We start from the raw sequence: 26,834 nt of genomic DNA on the forward strand, positions 1-26,834 counted from the left end.
ACCCCGCCGCAGGATCAGTGGGCGGTGGAGCCGTAGCCCTCGGTACCGAATGCTGCGGAGACGCACGGACCGTCAGTCCGCTCAGTCATCGGGCAGCTGACACACACATTCCGGTCGCTCACCCGCTTGCTGCATTCCGAAAGATAGACCCGGGACAGCGTGGCGCGGATCAGCGCCTCTCGCGCCGATGCCGCGCAATTCGCTGCTTCCTGTTCTTCAAGCCCTCTGCGGACGAAGAAAGAATGGTTGAGTCCGAACATCGGCACCCTCTCTTTTCTTATTATATCAGATCGACTCTCGCTTCGATGGCGTCGGCAAGACGACGAAAGCCCTCCTGCCGCAATTCCTTCACCCATTCCCGAACCAATTCGGCGCTGACCATTCCGAGCCGCAATTCCAGCAGCACGAAATTGGCCGCCTCGCTTCCGGTAATGTCCGACGGCAGCGCGTTATTTGCCCATAGGGACGGCGCGGCAGCATCTGCTGCGTGCGGTACAGACATGTCAGCGGAACGATACATCCGGCCTCCGGGAAGCTTGGTGATGTCCCCAAATACCAGTCCGCACACAGCCGATAAATTACGTATTACTACGCTCGACCGGCTTTCGCGATGATCCGTAATGGATCATTTCATTCCGCACCGCAGCATCATTTTGTCGGTAGCTCCTCGATAGTCGAAGACACTTTCCATTTGTCGATACCGCTCTCATTGGCGTGCTTGTCGATTTCGGCGAGTTCCTCAGCGCTGAACGAAAGATTATGAAGCGAATCGAGCGAATTATCGAGCTGCTCGACGGTGCGCGCGCCGATCAGCGCGCTGGTCACGCGCGGATCGCGAAGCACCCATGCGATCGCCATCTGGGCAAGCGTCTGGCCGCGTTTTTCGGCGATCGCATTCAAGGCGCGCAGCCGTTCGATATTTTCATCGCTCAGCATTTCGCGATCAAGCGAACCCGCTTTCGCCGCGCGCGAATCCTCGGGCACGCCGTTCAGATATTTGCTCGTCAACATCCCCTGCGCCAGCGCGGAGAAAGCGATGCAGCCGGTGCCGAGATCGTCGAGCGTATCGAGCAACTCGTCCTCGATCCAGCGATTGAGCATCGAATAGCTCGGCTGATGGATCAGCAACGGCACCTTATATTCGGCAAGGATCGCCGCCGCCTTGCGCGTCAGTTCGGGCGAATAGCTGGAGATGCCGATATACAGCGCCTTGCCCTGCGCATGGATATGCGCGAGCGCGCCCATCGTCTCTTCGAGCGGCGTTTTGGGGTCGACGCGATGCGAATAGAAGATATCGACATAATCGAGGCCCATTCGGCGAAGGCTCTGGTCGCACGACGCGATCAGATATTTGCGCGACCCGCCGACATCGCCATAGGGGCCGGGCCACATATCCCATCCCGCCTTGGACGAGATGATGAGTTCGTCGCGATGCGCGGCGAAATCCTTCGCCATCACCCGGCCGAAATTCTCCTCTGCCGACCCGTAAGGCGGGCCGTAATTATTGGCGAGGTCGAAATGGGTAACGCCCCGGTCGAACGCGCGGCGCAGCATCGCGCGGCCGGTTTCGAACACATCCTCGCCGCCGAAATTCTGCCACAGGCCAAGGCTGATCGCGGGAAGATCGAGGCCCGATCGGCCGCAGCGGCGATAGGGCATGCGCCCGTCATAACGGTCGGGATCAGCGGTATAGGCTTGCGGAAAGGCCATGCGGGCGCTCCTCTTTATCGTTGGATTCGAAAACGTTCAGGGGCGTAACGCGCGACATCCACGTTCTGCACCATCGCGGGAAGCGGCGTATCGAGCAGCAGCGCAGCGCCGATCCACGCCGCTGCCGGCGCGGTCTGAATGCCGAAACCGCCCTGCCCCGCAAACCAGAAGAAATCACGGCAATCGGGCGCGAACCCATAGACCGGCAGACGGTCGGGCGCGAAGCTGCGCAGCCCCGCCCATTTGCGCTCCACCGCCGCGATCCGCCAATCGACCACCTGTTGCAGCCGGTCGATCGCCAGCGCGACGTCGATCTCGTCAGGCGCGACGTCTCCGGGCGCCATCGGCGTTTCGTCGTGCGGTGAGAGCCATAACCTGCCGCCCGGCTCGGGCTTGAAATAGAAACCCCCATGCGCGTCCTGCACCAGCGGCAGCGAATCGGGGGCCGGCGGATCGACCCGCAATTGCAGTACGGTGCGGCGATAGGGCCGGATGCCGAGCGGCGACGCGCCTGCGATTGCCGCCACCGGGTCCGCCCATGCGCCCGCAGCATTGACCAATATGGCCGCCTCCAGCACTTCGCCGCGCCCCAGCGTGAGCCGCCAGCCGCTCGCTGCCCGCCGCTCCGCCGCGACCAGCGGCGAATCGCAGCGAAGCTCAGTGCCCGACCGCCGGGCGACCTTCAGAAATGCCTGATGCAGCCGCGCGACATCGATATCGGTGCAGCTCGGCACGAACAGGCCTTCGCTCCAGTCGGGCCGGATTCCGGACACCATCGCGCCGGGGGCGCGACGCTCCATCGCGACTTCGCTATCAGCGAATTCGCTTTCCAGCGAATCGAGCGGCGTGGAATCCCCTGCCCGCGCGATCCATAATTCGCCGCGCGGGACCAGAAAGCTCTCGGCGCCATAATCGGCCGGAGGATCGCGCAGAAACGGCCCCGATGCGGTGGTCAGCGGCTGTACCCCCGGCCCCCCATAGATTTCCGACCAGAACGCCGCCGATCGGCCGGTGGCGTGATAGCCGGGATGCGCCTCCGCCTCGATCAGCGCGACCCGCGCGCGCGTTCCGATCGCGGCGGCAAGGCTCGCCCCGGCCATACCGGCGCCGATAATCGCAATATCGCAGCCAGTCATTCGGTCGGTACGCGCTCGTTGAGGAAGGATTCGATGGCCGCGATCGCGCGCGAGCGAACCGAATCTTCCTCACGCAGGATTTCATGCGCCGATTCCGGGCCGAAGCGCTCCACCTGAGCATCCGGCAGCTCCGCAGCAATCGCCCGCGCCGCAGCGGGATCGACCAGCCCGTCGGCATCGGCAAGCAGCATCAGGATCGGCGTCGATATCCGGCGCAGCGAATCGACATCTTTGCGCAACCTGCGGCACGAAGCGAATGCCTCCACCAGCCAGTTCCAGCTCGGCGGCCCGGTCAGCAATTCGGGCTGCGCCTGCTGCCAGAATAATTCGTCGCTATACCGGTCTGCATCATGCGTCAGCAGCGATTGCCGGGTCTCGGTCGTATTGGGTTTTTCATTGCCCTTCCACGCCGGTCGGGCGGGATTGCCGAGCCGCCGCATGATCCGCGCCGCAATCTCGGTCAGCCGCGCACCGACCGGGGTCTTCAGCCCCAGCATCGGCGCGATCAATATCGCTGCATCGGGCGCGATCCCCGATTCAGCGATGGCGCGAAGCACCAGATGGCCGCCCATCGAATGGCCCATCACCACATGCGGCCCGGGAGTCTTCGCCTTCCAGTCAGCGAAAAACGCGTTCAGATCGCCGATATACGTGCCGAAATCATCAATATGGCCGCAATGGGGATTGTCGGACATCCGGCCCGATCCGCCCTGACCGCGCCAGTCGAACGCAGTCACTGACCAGCCGCTGCGATGCAGACGCGAGAAGAGTTCGAGATATTTTTCGAACACATCGCCGCGCCCGGTCTGGAACAGGATCGAGCCGCGCTGCGCCGCCCCCTCGACCGGCCAGGCGAAGGTCCGCAGCGGCCATCCGTCCGGCGTCCGCCACATGGATATGCGCGCCGAAGCCGGGATCGCGCGCCGGTACAATATGGAAGATGCCATGGTCCATGGTTACGGTTTGGAAAGCCGTTTCGTCTAGGGCATTGCGCCGATGGCGAATATATTTGTTCCCGCACTGCTGGCTCTTCTGGTCGCCCTGCTGCTCTGGGCCGGGGTGGAGGATGTGCGCCGCCGCGAAATCGCCAACTGGAAGAATGCGGTCATCGCGCTGCTCGCCCCCTTATGGTGGGTCGCGCTTGGCCTGCCCCTCTGGCCAGCAATGGCGATCCAGTTCGCGCTGGGCGTCGTCGTCCTGCTGCTCTTCGGCCTTGCCTTCGCGCTGGGGCAGATGGGCGGCGGCGATGTGAAGCTGCTCGCCGCGCTGGCGCTGTGGCTGCCGCTTCGGCCGCTGATATCGATGCTGGTGCTGATGGCGCTGATCGGCGGCGTACTGACACTGGCAATGATGGCCGGGCGCCATCTGCGCCGTTCCGAAGGTCCGCTGGAGGTTCCGTACGGCGTCGCGATCGTTCTGGCCTGCCTGATCACCCTGCGCGAACCGATTCTTAATCAGTTTTCGTAATAACTAACGTCGATGAAACCAGATCTGGGTCTCCCGAGAGGCGCTTCGAGCAATGGACGGACGTAAAATCACCCTGCTGGCCGGGGCGCTCATCGTGGCGGCGATCACCGCATTCATGGCGCGCAGCCTGATGGTGGGCAGCTCCGCACCGCCTGCGCAGGCACAGCTCGCCCCGGCCCAGCCGGTCGGTCCGCAGGTGCTGGTCGCAACGAAGGCGCTCGCCGTCGGCACGATCCTCGACGGCAATGCGCTGAAATTCCAGCCATGGCCCGCCGATCTGGTGCAGGGCGCTTATTATGTGAAGGGCGAGGCCGATCTCACTGCGCTTCAGGGATCAGTGGTCCGATTCGCAATTCCGGCGGGTCAGCCGATCGTACAGGGCGCGATCGTGAAGCCGGGCGATCGCGGTTTTCTGGCCGCGGCGCTGGGGCCGGGCATGCGCGCCGTGACCGTCCCGGTATCGGCGCAAAGCGCGGTTGCGGGCTTTGTATTTCCCGGCGACCGGGTCGACCTGATCCTCACGCAGGAGGTTGCGGGCGGCGGCGATGGCCCCCCGCTGAAAGCATCCGAAACCGTGCTGCGCAATTTGCGCGTGCTCGCCACCGATCAGCGCACCTCGGCTGCGAAGGACGATAAGGGCAACCCGATGGTCGCGCCCTATTCGTCGGTGACGGTCGAAACCACGCCGCGAATCGCGGAAAAGATCGCCGTGGCGCAGCAACTGGGGTCGCTGTCGCTGTCGCTGCGCTCGCTCGCCGACACCTCGCAGCAGCTCGAATCGCGAATCGCCGCGGGCGAGGTGACCGTCGGCGAAGACGGCGAGCTGGTCGGCGCTGATTCGATGCCGAGCGATGGTCAGCCGACCTATTCGACCGGTGCCGATGTCTCACGCTTCCAGCGCGGTACCGTGCCCGGAAAGGCCCCGGCCGCGCCGCAATATGCGGGGGGAATGCCGGGGCCGGTTCAGGATGGCGAGACGCAGCCGCAGGTTCGCGGGCCGAGCGTTCGCATAGCGCGCGGCACGACTGTCAGTGTGGTTCCGGTCACAGGAAAGAATTGAGATGCTGCGCTTCAAACCCGGCCTGTCGCTGGCGCTTGCCTGTTCCGGCCTTATCCCCGCCGCCATGCCCGCAGTTGCGCAGACGCGCCCCGCCCCGTCCGACCTGATGGAGCTTTCCATCGGCCGGGGGCAGCTCGTCAACCTGCCCGCGCCGATCAGCGATATATTCGTGGCCAGCGACACCGTTGCCGATGTGTCGGTACGCTCGCCCACCCAGCTTTATGTTTTCGCCAAGGCAGCGGGCGAGACCAATATTTACGCGACCAGCAAATCCGGCGCGGTCGTTTATGCGGCAAAGGTCAGGGTCGGTCGGAATATCGATTCGATTTCCTCGATGCTCGCGCTTGCGATGCCCGAAGCGGATATCACCGCGACGCCGATGAACGGGCTCGTCCTGCTGACCGGCACCGTCGCCAATCCGGAGGACGTTGCCGAAGCGAACACGCTGGTGCAGGCCTATGTCGGCGAGGGCATGAAGGTCATCACACGGTTGAAAACCGCGACGCCGCTTCAGGTCAATCTGCAGGTCCGCTTCGCCGAGGTCAGCCGGACCTTCGTCAAGAATATCGGTATCAATCTGGCTTCCTCCGACGCGAGCGGCGGGTTCAAATTCGGGATCGGACAGGGCCGCACCTTCTCCAACGGATATACGCCCGGCGGCCCGCTTGGCGTTAGCGGGACGGCAACCGGGAACGGCAGCGTGTCGGCAGCCGAATCGGCGACCTCGCTGTTCGGTGCCGGAAAGCTGCTCGGCCTCGATCTCCTCGGTGCGCTCGACCTTGGCGAGACGACCGGGCAGGTCAGCGTGCTCAACACCACCAACCTGTCTGCTCTTTCCGGCGAGACCGGATCGTTTCTGGCGGGCGGGGAAATCCCCATCCCGATCTCTCAGGGACTGGGCGCGGTGTCAGTTCAGTTCAAACAATATGGTGTCAGCCTTGCCTACACACCAACCGTCCTGTCCGACGGGCGGATTTCGCTGCGGGTACGCCCCGAAGTGTCGCAGCTTTCCAGCGCCGGTGCGGTCACCATCGACAATGTCCAGATCCCGGCGCTCACCACCCGGCGCGCCGAAACCACGGTCGAACTGGGATCCGGCCAGAGCTTCATGATTGCGGGCCTGCTGTCGAACAATCACCAGAACCAGATTCAGAAGGCGCCGGGCATCGGCGATATGCCGATCCTCGGCGCGCTGTTCCGGTCGAACGGGTTTCAGCGCAACGAAACCGAACTGGTCATCGTCATCACCCCCTATCTGGTGAAGCCGATGGACAATAGCCGCGTCGCGCTGCCCACCGACGCCTATAGCGCGCCGACCGATCTGGGGCGGCTTGTGCTGGGCCAGATGCAGGGCAGCGGCCCGGTCGCCCCCCGCCCCGCGCCGCAAATGGCGCCGCAGGAAGCCCCTCCGCCCGAACGGCGCGAGCCGCCCGCGACCAATGGCGCTGCCGCGCCCGGTTTCAGCAATTATTGACCGCCGCCTTTCAGGGATATGATCATGGCAAAGCATCTCACGCTTCTGACCGGCCTGCTTCCCGCGATAGTGCTGGGCGGGTGCGGCGCACCCGGCGCGTATCGCGGGCTGGAAAGCGAGCATCAGCCGGTGGTGACGCGAAGCGAATATGCGCTCGACCTGCGCACCGCGCCTCAGGGCCTCGCACCGGGCGAAGCGGATCGACTCGCCGGTTGGATGGCATCGCTCAATCTCGGCTATGGCGATGCGGTGCGGATCGCGCCGGGCGAGACCACGAACGCGGTGCGCGCCGATATCGCTGAGGCCGCCGCGCGGTTCGGCCTCAAACTGGCGAGCGGCGCGACGCCGGCTGCTACCGTGCAGGGCCCGGTGCGGGTTATCGTCGCCCGTTCGCACGCCGTCGTGCCGGGCTGTCCGGCGACGACATCGCTCGATCAGCCCAATTTCGATTCGCACACCAGCGTGAATTTCGGCTGTGCGATCAATTCCAATCTCGCCGCGATGATCGCCCGCCCCGAAGATCTTGTTCAGGGCCGGTCGGGCGACGGCCTTGCCGATCCCGACAGCGCGATCAAGGCGATCGACAGCTGGCGAAAACAGCCGCCCAGCGGCGAAGGCGGTCTGCCCTCGGTATCAACCCGAAGCGGCGGGGGGAGTTCGCAATGAACGCGCCCTGGCGTAGCGGCCGGTCGGGCCAGCGCGAGACCTTTGCCGCCTTTGTCAGCGACGACCATTCGCTCGACGTGCTTCGCGCCTGCGCAGGCGAATCGGGCTGGGCGCCCGAACGCGCGGTCAAAGGCGGACTGCGCGAAGCGATTCGCGAACTCTCGGTATCGGCCAGTCCCAATATCCTGTTCATCGACCTTTCCGATTCGGCCGATCCGATCAGCGATATTCATGCGCTTGCCGAAGTATGCGAACCGGGCACGGTCGTAATCACCGCAGGACAGCGCAACGATGTGCGACTGTATCGCGAGCTTCTTGCGAGCGGCATTCACGATTATCTGCTGAAACCGCTGCTGCCCGATCTGGTGAATGAAAGCCTTGCACAGGCACAGGCGATTCTTGCCGGACCGCGCGCCGAATCGCAGGGGCCGGAAAATCCCCATTGCGCGATCGCAGTGGTGGGGACGCGCGGCGGTGTGGGTGCATCGACCGTCACGACCTCGCTCGGCTGGCTGATCAGCGAGCGGCGCGGGCGGACGACGGGTATTCTGGACCTCGACCTGCATTTCGGAACCGCAGCGCTGTCGCTCGACCTCGATCCGGGCCGCGGGCTGACCGACGCGATCGAAAATCCCAGCCGCATCGACGGGCTGTTCATCGAACGCGCCATGGTGCGCGCCAACGAACGGCTGGCGATCCTGTCCGCTGAATCGCCGCTCGCCGCGCCGATCCTTACCGACGGCACTGCCTTTTTCCAGCTGGAGGAGGAGCTGCGCGGCGCCTTCGAATGCACGCTGGTCGATATACCGCGCGATATGCTGATCCGGCACCCGCATCTGGTGTCGGAGATGCAGCACGCCGTGATCGTCACCGAATTCACGCTGGCGGCGGCGCGCGACACCATCCGTCTATTGTCGTGGTTCAAAACCAATGCTCCGCATTGCGCGATTCTGATCGTCGCCAATCGGGTGCACCCGGCATCGCTGCTCGAAATCAGCCGCAAGGATTTCGAAACCTCGATCGAACGTTCGGTCGATCATATCGTCCCGTTCGACCAGAAGCTCGCGGCGCAGGCCGCGAAGCTCGGCAAATCGATTGCCGAGACCGGCGGGCGATCGAAGACGGTCGCACCGCTGCTCGCGCTCGCGGAACAGGTGTCGAGCGTGGAAGATGACGCTGCCGGACGGAAAAAGACGGGGAATGAAGGTTCGCTGCTCGATAAGCTTTCCGTCCTGACCATGCGCAAGCCGGGCGGACCGAACCGAAAATGACGGCGAAGCTGCGCCCGTATCGGATGCTGCGCGTCGCGCGGATCGGGGCACCATGATGCTACCCGCGCTCATTCTGATCGGCGTGTTCACGATACTGGCCATGCTGGTGCTTGCGTTTTCCGGCCCCTCGCCGGCAAAGGCAGCGACTCGTCGGCTGTCGACGTTGCGCACCCGCCATTCGGAAACGGCGAGCGCGCGGGTAGAGGCGCAGTTGCGGCGGATTGCCGCCGGGCGGGCGAGCAAAATCGATCATGCCGCCTCGCGCCTGCTTCCCAACCCGACTGAACTTGCAAAACGGCTCGAACGCACCGGCAAGGGCTGGACGCTCGGCCAATATGCGATGGCATCGGCGGGCATTGCCGTGGTGACGATGGTGCTGCTGTGGCTGCGCGGTCTGCCGCTGCTGATCGCGCTGTTCGTCGGCATCTTTCTGGGCGCGGGGATTCCGCACAAAACGGTAGGATATCTGATCAATCGGCGGGTCAACCGCTTTACTGTGCAGTTTCCCGATGCGATCGACCTGCTGGTGCGCGGGCTGCGATCGGGTCTCCCGATCACCGAGACGATCGGGGTGGTCGGTACGGAGGTTTCCGGCCCGACGGGAGAGGAATTTCGCTCGGTCGCCGACAAGATGAAGATCGGTCGCCCGCTCGACGCAGCGCTTCAGGAAACGGCAGATCGCCTCGGCACGCCCGAATTCCAGTTCTTCGTCATCACGATCCAGATTCAGCGCGAAACCGGCGGCAACCTCGCCGAAACGCTCTCTAATCTCGCCGATGTGCTGCGCAAGCGCGCGCAGATGAAGCTGAAGATCAGGGCCATGTCGTCCGAATCCAAGGCATCCGCTTATATCGTCGGGTCGCTGCCCTTCATCGTGTTCGCGATGATCATGTGGCTAAGCCCCGATTATATGCTGCAATTCTTTCAAGATCCGCGCCTGATCGTCGCCGGGCTGGGCGGGATGATCTGGATGGCGATCGGCGCCTTCATCATGGCCAAAATGGTCAGTTTCGAAATTTAATGGGGCGGGCATGAACAGCAGCAACCCTACCCTGCTCGGCGTCGATATATATGCGGTCGCGACCTTATTGTCGGGTATCGCCGCCTTCGCGGTGCTGGTCGCGATCTATGCCGCGCTGACCGTCCGCGATCCCATGGCGAAGCGCGTGAAAGCACTGAACCGGCGCCGCGAACAGCTGAAGGCCGGGGTGGTCGCACCCGCCGCGAAACGGCGTGCGAAGCTCATCCAGTCGCGTGAGAGCACCGACCGGATGCGCCATTTCCTGCAATCGCTCAAAGTGCTTCAGGACGATCAGGTAAAGACCGTACAGGCAAAGCTGCTTCAGGCGGGTATCCGCAGCAGGGACCTTGCCTTTGCCGTCATTTTCGCTCGGCTGGTCCTGCCGGTCGTGCTCGGTGCGCTGGTCGGTTATATCGTCTATGGCACCGACGCGCTGGATTGGGGTCCGCTGCAATCCTATGGCGCGGTCGCCGGCGCGCTGATCCTCAGCTACAAGGCCCCCGATCTGTATCTGAAAAACCGGATTCAGAAACGGAGCGCTGCGATCCGCAAGGGGCTGCCCGATGCGCTCGACCTGCTGGTCATTTGCGCTGAGGCGGGGCTGACGGTGGATGCCGCATTCCACCGGGTGGCGCGCGAGCTTGGCCGCGCTTATCCCGAACTGGGCGAGGAGTTCTCGCTCACCGCGATCGAACTCGGCTTTCTGACCGACCGGCGACAGGCATTCACCAATCTGGCGAGCCGGGTCGATCTGGAGGCAGTGAAGGGCGTAGTGACCACCATGATCCAGACCGAGAAATATGGCACGCCGCTCGCCTCCGCCCTGCGCACGCTGTCGGCAGAATTTCGCCATGAACGCATGATGCGGGCAGAGGAAAAGGCCGCGCGGCTGCCCGCGATCATGACGGTGCCGCTGATCCTGTTCATCCTCCCGACGCTGTTCATCGTGATCCTCGGCCCCGCCGCCTGCTCGATCAAGGACGCGCTGATCAAATAAGCAGGTCGGAACGCTGTATCGACCGGATCGTTTACCCTGCGGAACAACGCCGGAGACAGGCTGTGAGCGAATTTCCCATTCATTCCGCGTCGCAGATTGCGATCCTGCTGCTCGTGCTGGTCGCGGGGTGGCTGTTCGGGCTGGCGAGCCATCCCGGCGGCAAACGGTGGAAGCAGCGCTATCGCGAACTGGAAGCCGAAACGCGCCCGCTTCGTGAGGAGCATCGCGCCGAAATCGCGGCGCGCGACCGGGAGATTGCGGAGCTGCGCGCCGAGCGTGACCGGCTGGCGCATGCCGCCGGCCGTCCTGTGACCACCGAACGCGACGCTATCTGATCAGCGCGCCGTTAAGATAGGTTTCGACCACCTCGGCGAGCGGGACATTTCTGTCGCTCATCACCAGTGCGCTGTGGCGGAGCACCGCGCGCGGCGCTTTGCCTCGCCCGTCCCATAGACGCTCATGCGCCAGCGTCCGGCGATGCGGGTGGAGCGGCGCGATCACTGCGCCATAGGGCCGGGTTCCGCTATCGAGCGCCTTGTTCATCGCCGCAGTCAGCCGCCCGGGAACATACCAGTTCTCCGCCTCGGACAGGATGCGTTTGCCGCAGATCAGCCGCACCTTGCGATACCCCACCGGCTCTTCCGGCCCGACGCCGAGACGCTTGCGCTGCGCGGCGCTGGCCGGGCGGTGTGCGGTGCGATCGACCTCGACGCGCACCGGCACATCGCCGCAGCGGCGCTGCAATGCCGCCGTGGCGGTGGGACCGCGCAACAGGTCCGCGTCCAGAGACGCCACCAAATCCTTTTGCACGATCTCCATCACCATCGGCAGCGGCGCAGGCAGCGCCGCCACGATCATCCTTTCGCCTTCAATGCCGCCTGCGCCGCGGCGAGCCGGGCGATCGGCACGCGATAGGGCGAAGCGGAGACATAATCGAGCCCGACCTTTTCACAGAAGGCGATCGAGGTTGGGTCGCCGCCATGTTCGCCGCAAATGCCGAGCTTGATATCGGGCCGGGTCTTGCGACCGCGTTCGGCGGCAATCTCGACCAGTTCACCCACGCCTTCCTCGTCCAGACTGACGAACGGGTCGCGGGCATAAATGCCCTTGTCGACATAGGTGCCGAGGAACCGGCCCGCATCGTCGCGGCTGACGCCCAGCGTTGTCTGGGTAAGGTCGTTGGTGCCGAAGCTGAAAAACTCACCCGCCTCGGCAATTTCACCGGCTTTCAGCGCGGCGCGCGGAAGCTCGATCATCGTGCCGATCAGATAGGTGAGCGTGCGTCCCTTTTCCTCGAACACCGCTTTCGCCGCCTTTTCGACCACCGCGCGCATCAGTTCGAGCTCCTTTCTGGTCGCGACCAGCGGGATCATCACCTCAGGCGTCGGTGCATCGCCCGATTTCTCCGCGACATCGCACGCCGCCTCGAAAATCGCGCGCGCCTGCATTTCGTAGATTTCGGGATAGGTGACGCCAAGGCGGCATCCGCGATGGCCGAGCATCGGGTTGAATTCGTGCAGCTCGGCCGCACGCCGCTTCAGCTTTTCGACATCCATGCCGACCGCCTTCGCCACATCCTCGAACTCCGCATCTTCATGCGGCAGGAATTCGTGCAGCGGCGGATCGAGCAGACGGATGGTGCAGGGCAGCCCTGCCATCACCTCGAAAATCTCGGTGAAATCCTGACGCTGATGCGGCAGCAGCTTGTCGAGCGCGGCACGGCGGCCCTTCTCGTCCGAAGCGAGGATCATCTCGCGCACCGCGGTAATCCGGCCGGAATCGAAGAACATATGTTCGGTGCGGCACAGGCCGACACCCTCTGCCCCGAATTCGCGCGCAGTGCGGCAATCGGTCGGGGTTTCGGCATTGGCGCGAACCTTCAGCCGACGCCCCTTGTCCGCCCATTCCATCAGCTTTGCGAAATCGCCGGACAGTTCGGGCTTCACCGTCGGCACCGCGCCGACCATCACTTCGCCGGTCGCGCCGTCGATCGTGATGATTTCGCCCTCCTTCACCTCGCGCTGGCCGACGCGCATCACGCCTTCCTTCGCCTTGATCGAAAGCGTTCCCGCGCCGGAGACGCAGGCGCGCCCCATGCCGCGCGCCACCACGGCGGCGTGGCTGGTCATGCCGCCACGCGCGGTCAGGATACCGCGCGCCGCATGCATACCGTGAATGTCTTCCGGGCTGGTTTCGATACGGACGAGGATGACATCCTCGCCCGCCGCTGCCTGACGCTCCGCACTGTCGGCGTCGAACACCACCTTGCCGCTCGCCGCGCCCGGCGATGCGGGCAGCCCCTTGGTCAGCACATCGCGCTTCGCATCGGGGTCGAGCGTCGGGTGGAGCAACTGGTCGAGCGCCGAGGGATCGACGCGGATCACCGCCTCATCCTCGCTGATCAGCCCCTCGCCCGCCATATCGACCGCGATCTTCAGCGCGGCCTTTGCGGTACGCTTGCCCGTGCGGGTCTGGAGCATCCACAGCGTGCCGCGCTCGACCGTGAATTCGATATCCTGCATGTCGCGATAATGGAGTTCGAGCTTGTCGAAGACCCGCGCCAGCTCGGCAAAGGTCTCCGGCATCGCCTCTTCCATGCTCAGCGGCTTTGCTTCGGCATCCTCGCGCGCCTTTTTGGTGAGATATTGCGGCGTGCGAATGCCCGCCACCACATCTTCGCCCTGCGCGTTGATCAGGAATTCGCCATAATAGGCCCGCTCGCCGGTCGACGGGTTGCGCGTGAAGGCAACGCCGGTCGCCGATGTGTCGCCCATATTGCCGAACACCATCGCCTGAACATTCACGGCGGTGCCCCAGTCGCCGGGGATCGAATTGAGCCGGCGATAGACCTTTGCGCGTTCGACATTCCACGATCCGAACACCGCGCCGATCGCGGTCCAGAGCTGGTCCTTCACATCCTGCGGGAACGGCTTGCCCCACATTTCCTCGACCAGCGCCTTATATTCCGCCACCAGTGCCTTCAGGTCGGCAGCGGTCATTTCGGTGTCGAGGTCGTAGCCGCGATCTTCCTTCGCGATTTCCAGCGCTTCTTCGAACCGGCCATGGTCGAGGCCGAGCACGACATCGCAATACATCTGGATGAAGCGGCGATAGCTGTCCCAGGCGAAGCGTTCGTCATCCGCCTTTTTCGCCAGCCCTTCGACCGTATCGTCGTTCAGGCCAAGGTTCAGGACCGTGTCCATCATCCCCGGCATCGAAACGCGCGCGCCCGAGCGAACCGATACCAGCAGCGGGTCGGCAGCGTCGCCGAAGCGCTTTTCGGTCACGCCTTCGATATGCGCGACGCCGTTCGCCACTTCCTCATACAGGCTGTCGGGGAAGGTTTCGCCTTCCTCATAATAGCGCGTGCACATTTCGGTGCTGATCGTGAAGCCCGGCGGGACCGGCAGACCGATTGAGGCCATTTCAGCAAGGTTCGCGCCCTTGCCGCCAAGAAGGTTTTTATCTCCCTGGCCGCCATCGGAAATCCCGCCGCCGAAACGGTAGACATATTGAGTCATTATGTGCGTTCCTGCCCTTTCATCCAAACGGTTCCTGGGGAGGGAAACCCGTGGAAAGCGGTTTTGCTTCACATATTTCGCGCTGATTCCGGCATGAAATGCCGCTTTATCCGATAGTTATCCTTCAATCCGCGAGAAATCGGCAACATTGTGCACCGCAGCGCGCATCCGGGCAAGCAACGCCAGCCGGGACTTGCGCTTTTCCGGGACAGAGTCGTTGACGGTGACGCTTTCGAAGAAATCGTCGATCGGCGCGCGAAGGCTGGCCAGCGCCGCCATCGCGCCCTCAAAATCCTCGCGCTCGATCGCTGCTGCCGCCTGCGGTTCCGCGGCATCGAGCGCAGCGATCAGCGCCGCCTCTGCCGGTTCGGGGGTATAGGACAGCGGTGTAGCGTCCCCGAACGTCGCTGCGGCGGAGGCCGCAGCCGCCTCGTTTTCGTCGCCAGCGGCCCCGGCCTGCGCCGGGGCGACCGGATAGTCTTCCTTCTTCAGAATATTCGCCGCACGCTTATACCCGGCGAGCAGGTTCTTCCCGTCCTCGGTCGTAACGAACGCCTGCAACGCCTTCACCCGCGCGAGCAGGCGAACCAGATCGTCCTCCCCGCCCAGCGCAAACACCGCATCGATCAGGTCGTGCCGGACGCCAGCTTCGCGCTGCTGGACCTTGAGGCGATCGGCAAAGAAATCGAGAATCTCTGACACCAACCGGTCTACGCCGTCGTCAAAGTCTGTTTCCTTCCACTCACTTTCTTCTCGGCCTTCAAGGCGTTCCGATATCCGACGGGCAGCTGTTGCCATAGTTTCAATAGCTTCACGCACGTTCGGAATGACAGCGACCGAAATCACCGCCTCGCGTAAAAGTTTCTCAAGGTGAACACGCAGCCCGCCTTCCGTGACAAGGCGTATACTCGAAATAGCAGCACGCCGGAGAGCGAAGGGGTCTTTCGATCCGGTTGGTTTTTCATCGATTGCAAAGAACGCCGCAATCGTATCCAGCTTATCCGCCAGACTGACCGCGACCGTTACCGGTGCGGTGGGCACATCGTCGCCCTGCCCGACCGGCTTGTAATGATCGCGGATCGCTTCGGCGACGCGGGCGTCTTCGCCCTGCGCGGCTGCATAATAGCCGCCCATCAGCCCCTGAAGCTCAGGAAACTCCCCGACCATGCCGGTGACGAGATCAGTCTTGGCCAGCTTCGCCGCGCATTCGGCCAGCGCCGCGAGCTTTTCCTGCTCTTTGTCATTCCCGCGGACGCGGGAATCCAGAGCCTCGGGCGACTCCGCCTGATCGCTCTGGGTCCCCGCTTTCGCGGGGATGACGGTTGCGGACGAACCGACAATCCCTTCTTCAACCAGCCAGCGGGCAAGCTGCGCCACGCGCTCGACCTTGTCCGCCACGGTGCGCAGCTTTTCGTGGAACACGATCTTTTCGAGGTGGGGGCGCAAATCCTCCAGCTTCGTTTGGCGATCGGTTTCGTAGAAGAAACGCGCATCCGAAAGCCGCGCGGCAAGCACCTTTTCATTGCCCGCGACAATCTTGTCCCCGCCATCCTCGGCATCGACATTGGCGACGCAGATAAAGGCGTTGGCGAGTTTGCCGTCGCCATCCTCGCACACAAAATATTTCTGGTTCACGCGCGCGGTAAGCTGGATCACTTCCGGAGGCACCTCCAGAAACGCCTCGTCGAACCGGCCGAGCAGCGGCATCGGCCATTCGGTGAGCCCCGCATTCTCCTCCAGCAGGCCGTGATCCTCGATCAGCGTCAGCCCGGCACCCTGCGCCGCCATCTTGGAACCCAGCGCGATGGTGTTCCGCCGCTCATCCTGATCGACGATGACATGCGCCATGCGCAGCTTTTCGACATAATCGCCCGCCGACCCGATCGTGATCTGCCCCGGATGGTGGAAGCGATGGCCGAGCGTTGCGCTGCCCGATTTGATGCCCGCAATCTCGCAATCGACGACATCTTCGCCCAGCAGCGCGATAATGCCCTGCAACGGCCGTACCCAGCGAAGGCTCTCGGTCGAGCGTGACGCTTCGCCCCAGCGCATCGATTTGGGCCATGGGAAAGCGCGGATGACTGTCGGGATCGCCTCGGCCAGCACCGCCTTCGTCTCGCGACCCGGCGTGTCGATGACCGCGAAATAGGTCGCGCGGCCCTTTACCTCGCGCACCTCAAGCTGGTCGCGGGTGACGTTCGCCTTGCGACAAAACCCCTCGATCGCTGCATCGGGTGCGCCTTCGGGCGGGCCTTTCAGCTCTTCCGACACCGCCTCGGTCGCCAGCGGCAGGCCATGCGCGATCAGCGCGAGGCGGCGCGGCGTGGCGTAGCTCGTGTAGCGCTCCGCCTTCAGCCCCGCCTTTTCCAGTTCGGCGGCGAACAATCGCTCCAGATCGGCGCGCGCCTTTGCCTGCATCCGCGCAGGGATTTCTTCGCAGCGCAGTTCAAGAAGGAAATCGGTCATCCTTCCTCCCCGGCACGGGGAGGGGGACCGCCAGCCGCAGGCTGGTGGTGGAGGGGGGCGTCCGCAAACGCAACAATAGCTTCAATCACCTGCTCTATACCGTCCAGAATTTCCTGCGCCCTTATGTGCAGCACGCGATAGCCATTCTCTTTCAGGAATTGATCGCGCATCGCATCGAACGCGGCCCGCTGCGGAACATCATGCGACTGACCGTCAACCTCGATCACCAGTCGCGCCGAGACGATATAGAAATCCGCCACATAGGGACCGATCGGATGCTGTCGCCGCACTTTCACGCCCGCCTGAGCGCCGCGCAAGCGCTGCCATAAAAGAACTTCAGGCAACGACATCTGGCGCCGTAACTTTCGTGCCGTGGCAGTTTCCGGGCGCAGCGATCGGCGCGAGCCCCCTCCACCGCGCCTTGCGCGGTCCCCCTCCCCGTGCCGGGGAGGATGTGACGATGCCATCATACGCTCCACCCCGGATATTTGGCTTCCCATTCGGGGGTCATTTTCTCGATCCAGGCCTGGCAGCTTCCTTTCGCAAGGTCGCGCACACGGCCCATATAGGCCTGACGCTCAGCGACGGAGATCACGCCGCGCGCCTGTAACAAATTGAAGATATGGCTTGCCTCGATCGCCTGTTCATAAGCGGGAATGGGCAGCTTGTTGGCGAGGCAGTTCTCGCACTCGGCCACCGCTTTTTTGAACAGGTCGAACAGCGCGTCGGTATCGGCGATCTCGAAATTCCATTTCGACATCTGCTTTTCGTTTTCGAGGAACACGTCGCCGTACGACACGCCCGCATCGTTGAAGGCAAGGTCGTACACGCTGTCGACGTCCTGAATATACATGGCGAGGCGTTCCAGCCCGTAGGTCAGTTCGCCCGCGACCGGTTTGCAGTCGAACCCGCCCATTTGCTGGAAATAGGTGAACTGGGTGACTTCCATCCCGTCGCACCACACTTCCCAGCCAAGGCCCCAGGCCCCCAGAGTCGGGCTTTCCCAGTCATCCTCGACAAAGCGAATGTCATGTTTCGTAAAGTCGATGCCGATCGCGGCAAGGCTGCCGAGATACAGTTCCTGAAGGTCGGCGGGGCTTGGCTTCAGGATCACCTGATATTGATAATAATGCTGCAACCGGTTCGGATTTTCCCCGTACCGCCCGTCGGTCGGGCGGCGACACGGCTGTACGAACGCGGCATTCCACGGCTCCGGCCCCAATGCGCGCAGCGTCGTCGCGGTGTGGAACGTGCCCGCACCGACGCGCATGTCATAGGGTTGCAGGATCAGGCATCCGCGCTCGCTCCAATAATCATGGAGGGTCAGGATCATGCGCTGGAAACTGGGGGCGTTGCTCAACGAACTGCCTTTTCGCCTTACGAAAACCAATAGTCTTTGCCGGGCTTTGGAACATGCGCGTCGGGGAATCAAGCGGCGCGCTAGGCACGCTTCGGCAGCCATGTTGCCACCGGTTAAGGTCGCGACGATATAAGACCCCCTCCCGTCCCGTTCGAAAGAGATTGCCCTGTGCTGAAAAAGATCATCGCGCCGTTTCTCGGCTTCGGCCTGCTGGCCTCGCCCGTACTGGCGAAGGAACCGGCGGCGAAGGTCAAGGATGCCGATCCGGCGCTGTGGGTCGTGAAGGACGACGACACCACAATCTATCTGTTCGGCACCTTTCATGCGCTGACACCGGATCTCGGCTGGTTCGACGATGCGGTGCGCGAGGCGTTCGACAAATCGGACAAGGCGGTATTCGAACTCGATTCGAGCGACACTGCGACCATTCAGGCAGCGGCACGTCGGCATGGCTTTTCGAAAGGCCCGCAGCCCTTCACGGCTAAGATGAGCGCGAAGGACAAGGCCGCCTATGACGCCGCCATGGCGAAGCTCGGCCTGCCGCCGACCGCGTTCGACAGGCTGAAGCCCTGGCTCGCCGCCGTGACGCTGACGACGCTGTCGGCGCAAAAGGCCGGGTTCGACCCGCAACAGGGGGCGGAAGCGACATTGATCGATGCCGCACGCAAGGCGGGCAAAAAGATCGGCACGCTGGAAACCGCAGAGGAGCAGCTCGGCTTTTTCGACGCGCTTACCGAAACGCAGCAGATCGAATTGCTCAATCAGGCGGTGGAGGAAGTCGAAAAGCCTTCCGACACGCTCAACCGGATGATTACCTATTGGTCGGAAGGAAAGCCCGATGCGCTGGGCAAGCTGATTAACGAGGAACTGCTCGAAACGCCGGGCCTTGCCAAGACGATTCTGTTCGACCGCAACGAACGCTGGGCGAAGCAGATCAAGGCGATGCTGGATACGCCGGGAACGGTGTTCGTCGCGGTAGGTGCGGGCCATCTCGCCGGACCCAATGATGTGCAGGACGATCTGGCAAAGCTGGGCGTGAAGGCGGTTCGGGTTCAGTACGACTGAGCGCCGGACGCACTTGCGCGTTCGGGACGGGGCGGCGATGAGGGGCAATGCGCCGCCTGATCGCCGCCCTTTTGCTATCGCTTTGCGCCACGCTGATCCCGGCATGCGGGCGCGATGCTCCGGTTGAAGCGAGACCGCCGCTCTGGCGGGTATCGGACGGCGACACCACCGTGTGGCTGCTGGCATCGATCCATATGCTGCCGCCGGGAACGCGCTGGCATGGACCGGCCGTGGCGAAGGCGATTGGCGAATCCCAAACGCTGATGCTCGAAATTCCGCCGGGAAACCCGTCCCAGGCGTCCGCTGTATTCCTTAAAGTTGCACGCGCATCCGGCCTGCCGCCGGTCGCCGAGCGCCTGCGCCCCGAAATGCGCGCATTGCTTCCGGAAGCGGCTGCCAATGCCGGGGCGGAGATGCGCACGCTCGACGGGCTTAAAAACTGGGGCACCGCACTCGTTCTCGCGGCGGGCGATGCGCGGCAATCGGGCGCTCGGGCCGAAGAGGGCGTCGAGGCGGCGCTGACCCGATCCTTCCGCCAGCTTCATAAACCGATCGGCGCGTTCGAAACGCTGGGCGGACAATTCGCGATCTTCGATTCGCTTTCGCCTGCCGATCAGGCGCATCTGCTTGCCAATGCGGTCGCCGATGCCGCCGCGCCGGACATTGGCTATCACGCCGCCTTCTCGGCCTGGGCGGCGGGCGACACCGCAGCGCTGCAAAAGGCAGCCGATTCGCTGTTCACCGGTGCGCCGGGGCTGAAATCAGCGCTGCTCACCGATCGTAATGCGCGCTGGAGCCGCTGGATCGAACAACGCATGCAGCGCCCCGGAACGGTGCTGGTGGCGGTGGGCGCAGGGCATCTTGCCGGGCCGGACGGCCTGCCCGCGCGGCTCGCGGCGCAAGGATATAGCGTGAAGCGGGTGCAATAGCGTCACCCGCCGCTTGCCTTTGCGCGCACTCCCGCGTATAGGCGCGCGCTTGTTCGCACGGGGACATCCCTGGAGGCTCGTGCGGCAGACAATACGCAATCAAGCGCATTCGGAGACAGATATTATGAGCGATCAGCTTACGCTGTCGGCCGAGACGCGCGACCGGGTTGGCAAGGGAGCCTCCCGGGCGCTTCGTCGTGAAGGCCGAGTTCCCGCCGTTCTGTACGGCAACAAAAAAGAGCCCCTCCCGATCCATGTCGAGGAGCGTGCGCTGATGAAGTTGCTGAACACCGGGCATTTCATGAACTCGGTCGTGATGATCGACACCGGCGACGGCAAGCCCGTGCGCACCCTGCCCAAGGATGTGACACTGCACCCCGTCACCGATCGCCCGACGCATGTCGACCTGCTGCGCATCGATGAGCATGCCAAGGTCCATGTGAACGTGCCCGTGACCTTCACCGACGAAGATCTGGCACCCGGCATCAAGCGCGGCGGCGTTCTGAACGTCGTTCGTCATGAGCTGGAACTGGTCGTCGATGCGGCGAACATCCCGGACGAGATTGAAATCTCGGTCAAGGGCTTCGACGTCGGCGAATCGATCCATATCAGCCATGTGAAGCTGCCCAAGGGCGCGGAATCGGCGATCACGGATCGCGACTTCACCATCGCAACGCTCGTCGCCCCGTCGGCGATGAAGTCGAGCGAAGGCGAAGCCGGTGAAACCGAAGTCACCGAGCAGCACGCCGATACCGTCATGGAAGACGATAAGGGCGAATAAGCCCGCATTTCGCATCCGGGCGGACGGCGCTGCTCGACAGAGCCGCCCGCCCGCCCGGACCGCGTTCCCGTCGCCCCTTGCCCCTTTGCGGCGCGGCGCACGACCCGAACCCCGACCGGGAGAGCAGCGATGCAGATCTGGGCTGGGCTGGGCAATCCCGGCGCGCAATATGCGATGCACCGGCACAATGTCGGCTTCATGGCGATCGACGCGATCGCCGAAGTGCATGGCTTTTCCCCGCCGAAAAAACAGTTTCAGGGCTGGACGCAGGAAGGCCGCATCGGCGGCGACAAGATCATCCTGCTGAAACCCGCCACGTTCATGAACGAAAGCGGCCGTTCGATCCGCGCGGCGGTGGATTTCTACAAGCTCGACGAAAGCGCAGTGACCGTCTTTCACGACGAACTGGACCTTGCCCCGTTCAAGGTGAAGGTGAAGACCGGGGGCGGTGCTGCCGGGCATAACGGCCTGCGTTCGACCGACAGCCATATCGGCAAGGAATATCGCCGGGTGCGAATCGGGATCGGCCATCCGGGGCATAAGGACCGGGTCCACGGCTATGTCCTGGGCAATTACGCGAAAGCAGAGATCGAGGAACTGAGCGATCTGCTCGGCGCGATCGCCGCCGAAGCCGAATGGCTGGCGCGCGGCGACGATCCGCGTTTCATGAACGAAATTGCGCTGCGGATACAGGGATAGCTGGCGGCGCAACGGCCGATCGGTACCGGCAGCGCGATCGGCAACGGCCGGTCTTGTCCGCCCTGCCCGCCCGGATGGGGCATCCCGGGCATCAGGCATCAGCCTCATCATTACTCGTATGCCGGGCCTGCCCCGGCATCCAGCGCCACGAATGCTGCGCCTTGATCCCTGGATGCCCGATCAAGCCGGGCATGACGGTGTGTGTGGAAAGGCGCGGCGGCGGTCGCAATCGGCGGTGGAGCTTCCCACATCGCGGGAATGATCGATTTAGCCCGAACCGCAGCGCTGCTCGGCAGCGACATTCTTTCCGCGCGGCCGATGTCGGGCGGCGATCTTTCGGAAGTGGTTGCGCTCGACCTGAAGGACGGGCGGCGCGTGGTTGCGAAGAACGGGAGAAGCGCGGAGAGCGAGGCGCAGATGCTGCGCGCGATCCGGGCTGCGGGCGCGCCTGCGCCCGAGGCGCTGGGTGTTTCTGACAATCTGTTGCTGATCGAGCGAGTCGATTCAGACGGCAGCCCTGCAGGGGCGTGGGACGATCTGGCGGCGGTGCTCAATCGGCTGCATGGCGCGCATGGACAGAGTTATGGCTGGCACTGCGATCACGCCTTCGGATCGGTAACGGTTGCGAATGGCCAGCGCGACGACTGGGCCAGCTTCTGGGCGGACAACCGCCTGCGCTGCCATAGCCCGCATATTGACGCGCCGCTCGCCCGGCGGCTCGAAGCGCTGGCCGACCGGCTGAGCGAGTATCTGCCGCGCGATCCCGCCCCGTCCCTGCTCCATGGCGATCTGTGGGGCGGCAATGTGCTGAGCGCCGGGGGAAAGGTGACCGCGCTGATCGATCCGGCCTGTTACCATGGCGACCGCGAAGTCGATGCCGCGATGCTCACCCTGTTCGATTCGCCACCCGATCGGTTTTTCAACGCACTCGGACTGGAAAGCGGGTGGCGCGAACGGCAGCCGGTGTATCGCCTCTGGCCGCTGCTCGTTCACCTGCGGCTGTTCGGATCGGGCTATCGCAGCGGTGTGGAGGATTGCCTGAACCGGCTTGGCGTCTGATCGGGGTGCGCGCTATTCTCTCTGTGCCGGAGCGAGTCCCCGGATCAGGGAGCTTCCACGAATGTCGCGCGCTTATCCTGCCTTTGCGATGCCGCTGCTGCTATGCGCCTGTGTTCAGCCCAGACCGGTCTCACTGCCCACCCCCACCGCAAATCCTGCCGATTCGCGCCCCCTGCCCGGCCGCGACGTGACCGTGAAGGACTGGACCCGCAAACAGCGCGGCTGCGAGGTGGGTGAACGCCATGACCAGCGCCGCTGCGTCATGGACTATCCCGGCGATCAGCCCGATCCCTATCGCAAATATTGACCGCGCCCGGTCGACAGGCGCTCCCCATTATGGCCTAACACTCCCTCCGCTTTGCATATCGGGGGTGTGATTGATGACGAGACTGTTCGCGGCCTGTGCGCTGATGCTGACCGCAATGCCGGCCATGGCGCAGGATTATCAGCCGCGAGAGACGTTCGCCCCGCTCGACCTTGGCCAGTCGGTCAATCGCTATCGCTCGGCCGACGGCATGCCCGGCCCCGATTACTGGCAGAACAAGGCGGATTATGCGATCCGCGCGACGCTGGATACCAAGGCCAAGGTTTTGCGCGGGTCGGAGCGGATCACCTATACCAATAACAGCCCCGATACGCTGCGTGTGCTGTGGCTGCACCTCGAACAGAATCTCTACAAACCCGAATCGCGCGGCCATATGGCGAGCGGCGGCGAACCGCGCGGCACCACCAGCGGCGACATCATCGATTCGGCCAGCATTACGCTCGGCAAGGGCGCGGCACAGGCGGTCGAGCCGCTGATCGACGATACGCGAATGCAGATCCGTCTGCCCGCACCGCTGAAACCCGGCGAAAGCGTTAGCATCGATATCGCATGGCACTTCACCATTCCCGGCAAATTTGGCGGGCGCATGGCGTGGGGCACGTCAAAGGGCGGGGAGATTTACGACCTTGCCCAATGGTATCCGCGCATGGCGGTGTATGACGATATTCGCGGCTGGGACGCGCTGCCCTATCTCGCGCAGGAATTTTACAGCGAATATGGCGATTTCGATTACTGGCTGACCGTGCCGAGCGACATGATCGTTGCAGGGTCGGGCGAGCTGATGAACCCGGACGAGGTGCTGACCGGCGAGCAGGTTCGCCGCCTGAAACAGGCAAAGGAATCGGACAAGACGGTGATGATCCGATCGCCGCAGGAAATCACCGACCCGGCCAGCCGCCCGAAGCGCGGGGGCACGCTGACCTGGCATTTCCGCATGAAGGATACGCGCGATGTCGCATGGACGGCGTCGAACCAGTTTGCGTGGGACGCCGCGCGGATCAATCTGCCGGGCGGCAAGAGCGCGCTTGCCCAGTCGGTCTATCCCGCCGAGAGCGCCGGGGAAGATCGCTGGGGCCGCTCGACCGAATATGTGAAGGACACGGTCGAGCGTTTTTCGGCCAAATGGTTCCCCTATCCCTGGCCCAATGCGATCAATGTGGCGGGTCCTGCCACCGGCATGGAATATCCGGGCATCGTGTTCGACGGGATCGACGACAAGGGCAAGGACCTGTTCTGGATCACCGCGCATGAGATCGGCCATAGCTGGTTCCCGATGATCGTCGGGTTCGACGAGCGGCGGCATGCGTGGATGGATGAAGGCTTCAACACCTTTATCGACGTCTATCAGTCGGATGAGTTCAACAACGGCGAATATGGCCCGAAACGCGACGGCGAATATGCGCCGGGCGGCGGCAATCCGGTGAATGAGATTCTGCCGCTGCTCGCCGACCCGCAAGCCCCGCCGATCCTTGCCCGCGCCGATACGGTGATCGAGAAATATCGCCACCCGGTGACCTATTTCAAATCGGCGCTTGGCCTCATTCTGCTGCGCGAACAGATTTTGGGGCCGGAGCGGTTCGACGCCGCGTTCCGGCGCTTTACTGCGGCGTGGGCGTTCAAGCACCCGCAACCCGCCGATTTCTTCCGCGCAATGGCGAGCGATGCGGGCGAGGATTTGGATTATTGGTGGCGCGGCTGGTATTATAATAACTGGCAGATGGACCTTGCCGTTACCGGCATTTCCTATGTCGACAAAGACCCGGCAAAGGGCGCGCTGGTCAGTGTGACGTCAAAGGACAAGCTGGTCATGCCGGCAACGCTGCGCGTGACCTTTGCCGATGGCAGCGTGAAGAATATCCGCCTGCCCGCCGAAACCTGGATTTGTCAGGCGACCAGCGCAGTGCCGGTCGGCGGCACAGCCAAGGTGGTGAAGGCGGAAATCGATCCCGACCACAAGCTGCCCGACAAGGATCGCGGGAATAACAGCTTGAGCGGCTAAAGGGGCAAACGCATCAGGTCTTACTGTCGTCATCGCGAGGAGCGCAGCGACGAAGCGATCCACTGGGGCCAGCACTGAACTGGATTGCCGCGCCCCTGCGGGGCTCGCAATGACGACCTTGAGCTATTTCGCTCCGTTGGGGCTGAGCTTGTCGAAGCCCCGTTCTTCCTCTTTCCGGCGAAGAGAAGGACTGCCCTTCGACAGGCTCAGGGCAAACGGTCTTTTGTATGAGGCTGCAAGTCCCTGCCCCCGCCCCCGGCTGGACAGCGCGCCTGCCGCGCGGCATGGCGAGCCCTATGACTTCGCGTTTCGATTTTCAGATTGCGGCCACCGATGGTGCGGCGCGCACCGGCACGATTACCATGCAGCGCGGCACGATCCGCACCCCTGCTTTCATGCCGGTCGGCACCGCCGCCACCGTAAAGGCAATGAAGCCCGCCGATGTGCGCGCCGGGGGTGCCGACATCATCCTCGGCAACACCTATCACCTGATGCTGCGCCCCACGGCCGAGCGGATCGACCGGCTGGGCGGTTTGCACAAATTCATGGGCTGGGACCGCCCGATCCTGACCGACAGCGGGGGCTATCAGGTGATGAGCCTGTCCGAACTCACCAAACGCAGCGAGGAAGGCGTCGTCTTCAAAAGTCATCTCGACGGGTCGCGGCACCTGATGAGCCCCGAACGATCGATGGAGATTCAGCGCCTGCTGGGCAGCGACATCGTGATGGCGTTCGACGAGCTGGTGCCGACCGACACGACTCGCGACATTCAGGCAAAGGCGATGGAGCGCTCGATGCGCTGGGCGAAGCGCAGCCGTGAGGGCTTCGATTCGGGCGAAGCGCATGCCGCGCGTGCGGCGCTGTTCGGCATCCAGCAGGGGGCGCTCGACGAAGGTCTTCGCAAGACCAGCGCCGATGCGCTGATCGATATCGGCTTTGACGGCTATGCGATCGGCGGCCTGGCGGTGGGTGAAGGGCAAGAGGCGATGTTCGGCGTGCTCGATTATGCGCCGGGCCAGCTACCCGCCGACAAGCCCCGCTATCTGATGGGCGTGGGCAAGCCCGACGATATTGTCGGCGCGGTCGAACGCGGCGTCGATATGTTCGATTGCGTGATGCCGACCCGGTCAGGCCGGACCGGACAGGCCTTTACCCGCGAAGGGCCGATCAACATCCGCAACGCCCGCTTTGCCGAGGATACCGGCCCGCTCGACCCGGAATGCAGGTGCCCCGCCTGTCAGGGATGGAGCCGCGCCTATATCCACCATCTCGTCCGCGCAGGCGAGATTCTGGGCGCGATGCTGATGACCGAACATAATCTGTTTTTCTATCAGGCGCTGATGGCCGATCTGCGCGATGCGATTGCTGGGGGCGCGCTCAAGACGTTCGCCAACGACTTTCGCGCGCGTTATATTCGCGAAAAACAACAATGAGTTCTGGAGAGTGTCGATGAGTGACCAGCCCGAAAACGAAATCACCGCAGCCGCGCGAGAGGCAAAGGCAGCACGCGACGGCGCCGGGACGGGTCCGGAACCGGGGCAGGATCGCAAGAAGAAGTGGCCGCTCGCGGCAGCCGGGATCGGCATCGGCGTGGGATCGGCAGCGCTTGCCGCAGCGGCGCTCTACGCCGCGACATCCCGGCGCAAGGGCTGATACAGAACGGCGCCGATCCGAACATGTCGCAGCAAGGTAAAGCGATCCGGAGCGGCGCACAGCCCGCAGTCTTGCATCGCGCCGCTCAGCGCAGCCATAGCGCCCCACGCCAACGGCCCCGGCCTCCGCCGGGGCGACGCATGGGGTTAGCGGCTTGTATCACCGGCTTGTGTGC

Annotated in this window: 27 protein-coding genes; 17 read left to right on the forward strand and 10 right to left on the reverse strand. The window is 63.7% G+C overall.

The window, feature by feature from the left end:
* Window positions 1–14: 14 nt before the first annotated feature.
* The 5 genes from EV664_RS08535 to EV664_RS08555 form a co-directional block, all read right to left on the reverse strand.
* Window positions 15–260: a hypothetical protein gene (locus tag EV664_RS08535; protein ID WP_133495260.1), complete on the reverse strand. Its 246-nt coding sequence runs from the start codon at window positions 258–260 to the stop codon at window positions 15–17.
* Between the two features lie 20 nt (window positions 261–280).
* A complete protein-coding gene (locus tag EV664_RS08540; protein WP_133495261.1) occupies window positions 281–520 on the reverse strand; it encodes a hypothetical protein in 240 nt (79 codons plus the stop codon).
* Window positions 521–648: 128 nt separating this feature from the next.
* Window positions 649–1,710 carry an L-glyceraldehyde 3-phosphate reductase gene (gene mgrA, locus EV664_RS08545; protein WP_133495262.1) on the reverse strand — a complete coding sequence of 354 codons (1,062 nt, stop codon included), beginning with the start codon at window positions 1,708–1,710 and terminating at the stop codon, window positions 649–651.
* A gap of 14 nt (window positions 1,711–1,724) precedes the next feature.
* Complete coding sequence (locus EV664_RS08550) at window positions 1,725–2,846, reverse strand: NAD(P)/FAD-dependent oxidoreductase (RefSeq protein ID WP_133495263.1); 1,122 nt, start codon at window positions 2,844–2,846, stop codon at window positions 1,725–1,727.
* A complete protein-coding gene (locus tag EV664_RS08555) occupies window positions 2,843–3,793 on the reverse strand; it encodes an alpha/beta fold hydrolase (protein ID WP_133495264.1) in 951 nt (316 codons plus the stop codon). The genes EV664_RS08550 and EV664_RS08555 overlap by 4 nt, the downstream gene beginning before the upstream one ends.
* Before the next feature lie 49 nt (window positions 3,794–3,842).
* Between EV664_RS08555 and EV664_RS08560 the strand changes: the two genes are divergently transcribed.
* The 8 genes from EV664_RS08560 to EV664_RS08595 all read left to right on the forward strand — a co-directional run bounded on the left by EV664_RS08560 (window position 3,843) and on the right by EV664_RS08595 (window position 11,137).
* Window positions 3,843–4,313: a prepilin peptidase gene (locus EV664_RS08560; protein ID WP_133495265.1), complete on the forward strand. Its 471-nt coding sequence runs from the start codon at window positions 3,843–3,845 to the stop codon at window positions 4,311–4,313.
* 52 nt (window positions 4,314–4,365) lie between these two features.
* Window positions 4,366–5,373 (forward strand): Flp pilus assembly protein CpaB, encoded by a 1,008-nt coding sequence (cpaB, locus tag EV664_RS08565; RefSeq protein ID WP_133495266.1) that lies wholly within the window; start codon window positions 4,366–4,368, stop codon window positions 5,371–5,373.
* 1 nt (window position 5,374) lies between these two features.
* Window positions 5,375–6,847, forward strand: a complete 1,473-nt coding sequence (locus tag EV664_RS08570; RefSeq protein ID WP_133495267.1) for a type II and III secretion system protein family protein — start codon at window positions 5,375–5,377, stop codon at window positions 6,845–6,847.
* Window positions 6,848–6,871: 24 nt separating this feature from the next.
* On the forward strand, window positions 6,872–7,513 hold the full coding sequence (locus EV664_RS08575; RefSeq protein WP_229668183.1) for a CpaD family pilus assembly protein: 642 nt from the start codon (window positions 6,872–6,874) through the stop codon (window positions 7,511–7,513).
* Window positions 7,510–8,784 (forward strand): CpaE/TadZ family protein, encoded by a 1,275-nt coding sequence (locus EV664_RS08580; protein ID WP_133495269.1) that lies wholly within the window; start codon window positions 7,510–7,512, stop codon window positions 8,782–8,784. Before EV664_RS08575 ends, EV664_RS08580 begins: the two co-directional genes overlap by 4 nt.
* A 55-nt stretch (window positions 8,785–8,839) precedes the next feature.
* On the forward strand, window positions 8,840–9,805 hold the full coding sequence (locus EV664_RS08585; protein ID WP_373287503.1) for a type II secretion system F family protein: 966 nt from the start codon (window positions 8,840–8,842) through the stop codon (window positions 9,803–9,805).
* Window positions 9,806–9,815: 10 nt separating this feature from the next.
* Window positions 9,816–10,802 carry a type II secretion system F family protein gene (locus tag EV664_RS08590; protein WP_133495271.1) on the forward strand — a complete coding sequence of 329 codons (987 nt, stop codon included), beginning with the start codon at window positions 9,816–9,818 and terminating at the stop codon, window positions 10,800–10,802.
* Window positions 10,803–10,864: 62 nt separating this feature from the next.
* Window positions 10,865–11,137 carry a hypothetical protein gene (locus EV664_RS08595; protein WP_133495272.1) on the forward strand — a complete coding sequence of 91 codons (273 nt, stop codon included), beginning with the start codon at window positions 10,865–10,867 and terminating at the stop codon, window positions 11,135–11,137.
* Here the strand turns inward: EV664_RS08595 and EV664_RS08600 are convergent.
* From EV664_RS08600 to EV664_RS08620, 5 genes are all read right to left on the reverse strand, one after another.
* Window positions 11,130–11,654 (reverse strand): chorismate--pyruvate lyase family protein, encoded by a 525-nt coding sequence (locus tag EV664_RS08600; RefSeq protein WP_244923128.1) that lies wholly within the window; start codon window positions 11,652–11,654, stop codon window positions 11,130–11,132. The two genes, EV664_RS08595 and EV664_RS08600, sit on opposite strands and share 8 nt — an antisense overlap.
* Before the next feature lie 2 nt (window positions 11,655–11,656).
* Entirely contained in the window at window positions 11,657–14,323 is a 2,667-nt protein-coding gene (gene ppdK, locus EV664_RS08605; RefSeq protein WP_133495273.1) for a pyruvate, phosphate dikinase, read from the reverse strand.
* 117 nt (window positions 14,324–14,440) lie between these two features.
* Window positions 14,441–16,789: a glycine--tRNA ligase subunit beta gene (glyS, locus tag EV664_RS08610; protein WP_133495274.1), complete on the reverse strand. Its 2,349-nt coding sequence runs from the start codon at window positions 16,787–16,789 to the stop codon at window positions 14,441–14,443.
* Complete coding sequence (locus EV664_RS08615; RefSeq protein ID WP_268237646.1) at window positions 16,786–17,181, reverse strand: endonuclease domain-containing protein; 396 nt, start codon at window positions 17,179–17,181, stop codon at window positions 16,786–16,788. Before EV664_RS08615 ends, glyS begins: the two co-directional genes overlap by 4 nt.
* A gap of 74 nt (window positions 17,182–17,255) precedes the next feature.
* Window positions 17,256–18,122 carry a glycine--tRNA ligase subunit alpha gene (locus EV664_RS08620; protein ID WP_133495364.1) on the reverse strand — a complete coding sequence of 289 codons (867 nt, stop codon included), beginning with the start codon at window positions 18,120–18,122 and terminating at the stop codon, window positions 17,256–17,258.
* A gap of 195 nt (window positions 18,123–18,317) precedes the next feature.
* Between EV664_RS08620 and EV664_RS08625 the strand changes: the two genes are divergently transcribed.
* The 9 genes from EV664_RS08625 to EV664_RS08665 all read left to right on the forward strand — a co-directional run bounded on the left by EV664_RS08625 (window position 18,318) and on the right by EV664_RS08665 (window position 26,659).
* Window positions 18,318–19,214, forward strand: a complete 897-nt coding sequence (locus EV664_RS08625) for a TraB/GumN family protein (protein WP_133495275.1) — start codon at window positions 18,318–18,320, stop codon at window positions 19,212–19,214.
* A gap of 47 nt (window positions 19,215–19,261) precedes the next feature.
* Window positions 19,262–20,143 (forward strand): TraB/GumN family protein, encoded by an 882-nt coding sequence (locus EV664_RS08630; protein WP_133495276.1) that lies wholly within the window; start codon window positions 19,262–19,264, stop codon window positions 20,141–20,143.
* Between the two features lie 124 nt (window positions 20,144–20,267).
* Window positions 20,268–20,924, forward strand: coding sequence for a 50S ribosomal protein L25/general stress protein Ctc (locus EV664_RS08635; RefSeq protein WP_133495277.1), 657 nt, complete (start codon window positions 20,268–20,270; stop codon window positions 20,922–20,924).
* A gap of 129 nt (window positions 20,925–21,053) precedes the next feature.
* A complete protein-coding gene (pth, locus tag EV664_RS08640) occupies window positions 21,054–21,623 on the forward strand; it encodes an aminoacyl-tRNA hydrolase (protein ID WP_133495278.1) in 570 nt (189 codons plus the stop codon).
* Window positions 21,624–21,881: 258 nt separating this feature from the next.
* Window positions 21,882–22,682: a fructosamine kinase family protein gene (locus EV664_RS08645; RefSeq protein WP_133495279.1), complete on the forward strand. Its 801-nt coding sequence runs from the start codon at window positions 21,882–21,884 to the stop codon at window positions 22,680–22,682.
* A gap of 61 nt (window positions 22,683–22,743) precedes the next feature.
* The gene (locus tag EV664_RS08650) at window positions 22,744–22,989 is read left to right on the forward strand and encodes a hypothetical protein (RefSeq protein WP_133495280.1); all 246 of its coding nucleotides are present in this window, start codon (window positions 22,744–22,746) and stop codon (window positions 22,987–22,989) included.
* Between the two features lie 73 nt (window positions 22,990–23,062).
* Entirely contained in the window at window positions 23,063–25,006 is a 1,944-nt protein-coding gene (locus EV664_RS08655) for a M1 family metallopeptidase (protein WP_133495281.1), read from the forward strand.
* 296 nt (window positions 25,007–25,302) lie between these two features.
* Window positions 25,303–26,439 carry a tRNA guanosine(34) transglycosylase Tgt gene (tgt, locus tag EV664_RS08660; RefSeq protein ID WP_133495282.1) on the forward strand — a complete coding sequence of 379 codons (1,137 nt, stop codon included), beginning with the start codon at window positions 25,303–25,305 and terminating at the stop codon, window positions 26,437–26,439.
* A gap of 16 nt (window positions 26,440–26,455) precedes the next feature.
* Window positions 26,456–26,659: a hypothetical protein gene (locus EV664_RS08665; RefSeq protein ID WP_133495283.1), complete on the forward strand. Its 204-nt coding sequence runs from the start codon at window positions 26,456–26,458 to the stop codon at window positions 26,657–26,659.
* Window positions 26,660–26,834 lie beyond the last annotated feature (175 nt).

Origin of the sequence: Stakelama pacifica, from assembly GCF_004361835.1 — a bacterium.
Lineage (GTDB): Bacteria > Pseudomonadota > Alphaproteobacteria > Sphingomonadales > Sphingomonadaceae > Sphingomonas > Sphingomonas pacifica.

What these genes read in the sequence shown, in the direction of transcription:
- EV664_RS08630 (WP_133495276.1), top strand. Translation starts at nt 19,262, where the DNA reads ATGCGCCGCCTGATCGCCGCCCTTTTGCTATCGCTTTGCGCCACGCTG.
- EV664_RS08540 (WP_133495261.1), bottom strand. Translation starts at nt 520, where the DNA reads ATGTATCGTTCCGCTGACATGTCTGTACCGCACGCAGCAGATGCTGCC.
- EV664_RS08665 (WP_133495283.1), top strand. Translation starts at nt 26,456, where the DNA reads ATGAGTGACCAGCCCGAAAACGAAATCACCGCAGCCGCGCGAGAGGCA.
- EV664_RS08590 (WP_133495271.1), top strand. Translation starts at nt 9,816, where the DNA reads ATGAACAGCAGCAACCCTACCCTGCTCGGCGTCGATATATATGCGGTC.
- EV664_RS08650 (WP_133495280.1), top strand. Translation starts at nt 22,744, where the DNA reads ATGTCGCGCGCTTATCCTGCCTTTGCGATGCCGCTGCTGCTATGCGCC.
- cpaB (WP_133495266.1), top strand. Translation starts at nt 4,366, where the DNA reads ATGGACGGACGTAAAATCACCCTGCTGGCCGGGGCGCTCATCGTGGCG.
- EV664_RS08555 (WP_133495264.1), bottom strand. Translation starts at nt 3,793, where the DNA reads ATGGCATCTTCCATATTGTACCGGCGCGCGATCCCGGCTTCGGCGCGC.
- EV664_RS08550 (WP_133495263.1), bottom strand. Translation starts at nt 2,846, where the DNA reads ATGACTGGCTGCGATATTGCGATTATCGGCGCCGGTATGGCCGGGGCG.
- EV664_RS08655 (WP_133495281.1), top strand. Translation starts at nt 23,063, where the DNA reads ATGACGAGACTGTTCGCGGCCTGTGCGCTGATGCTGACCGCAATGCCG.
- EV664_RS08560 (WP_133495265.1), top strand. Translation starts at nt 3,843, where the DNA reads ATGGCGAATATATTTGTTCCCGCACTGCTGGCTCTTCTGGTCGCCCTG.
- mgrA (WP_133495262.1), bottom strand. Translation starts at nt 1,710, where the DNA reads ATGGCCTTTCCGCAAGCCTATACCGCTGATCCCGACCGTTATGACGGG.
- EV664_RS08645 (WP_133495279.1), top strand. Translation starts at nt 21,882, where the DNA reads ATGATCGATTTAGCCCGAACCGCAGCGCTGCTCGGCAGCGACATTCTT.
- EV664_RS08585 (WP_373287503.1), top strand. Translation starts at nt 8,840, where the DNA reads ATGCTACCCGCGCTCATTCTGATCGGCGTGTTCACGATACTGGCCATG.
- glyS (WP_133495274.1), bottom strand. Translation starts at nt 16,789, where the DNA reads ATGACCGATTTCCTTCTTGAACTGCGCTGCGAAGAAATCCCTGCGCGG.
- EV664_RS08580 (WP_133495269.1), top strand. Translation starts at nt 7,510, where the DNA reads ATGAACGCGCCCTGGCGTAGCGGCCGGTCGGGCCAGCGCGAGACCTTT.
- ppdK (WP_133495273.1), bottom strand. Translation starts at nt 14,323, where the DNA reads ATGACTCAATATGTCTACCGTTTCGGCGGCGGGATTTCCGATGGCGGC.
- EV664_RS08570 (WP_133495267.1), top strand. Translation starts at nt 5,375, where the DNA reads ATGCTGCGCTTCAAACCCGGCCTGTCGCTGGCGCTTGCCTGTTCCGGC.
- EV664_RS08620 (WP_133495364.1), bottom strand. Translation starts at nt 18,122, where the DNA reads ATGATCCTGACCCTCCATGATTATTGGAGCGAGCGCGGATGCCTGATC.
- EV664_RS08575 (WP_229668183.1), top strand. Translation starts at nt 6,872, where the DNA reads ATGGCAAAGCATCTCACGCTTCTGACCGGCCTGCTTCCCGCGATAGTG.
- EV664_RS08535 (WP_133495260.1), bottom strand. Translation starts at nt 260, where the DNA reads ATGTTCGGACTCAACCATTCTTTCTTCGTCCGCAGAGGGCTTGAAGAA.
- tgt (WP_133495282.1), top strand. Translation starts at nt 25,303, where the DNA reads ATGACTTCGCGTTTCGATTTTCAGATTGCGGCCACCGATGGTGCGGCG.
- pth (WP_133495278.1), top strand. Translation starts at nt 21,054, where the DNA reads ATGCAGATCTGGGCTGGGCTGGGCAATCCCGGCGCGCAATATGCGATG.
- EV664_RS08635 (WP_133495277.1), top strand. Translation starts at nt 20,268, where the DNA reads ATGAGCGATCAGCTTACGCTGTCGGCCGAGACGCGCGACCGGGTTGGC.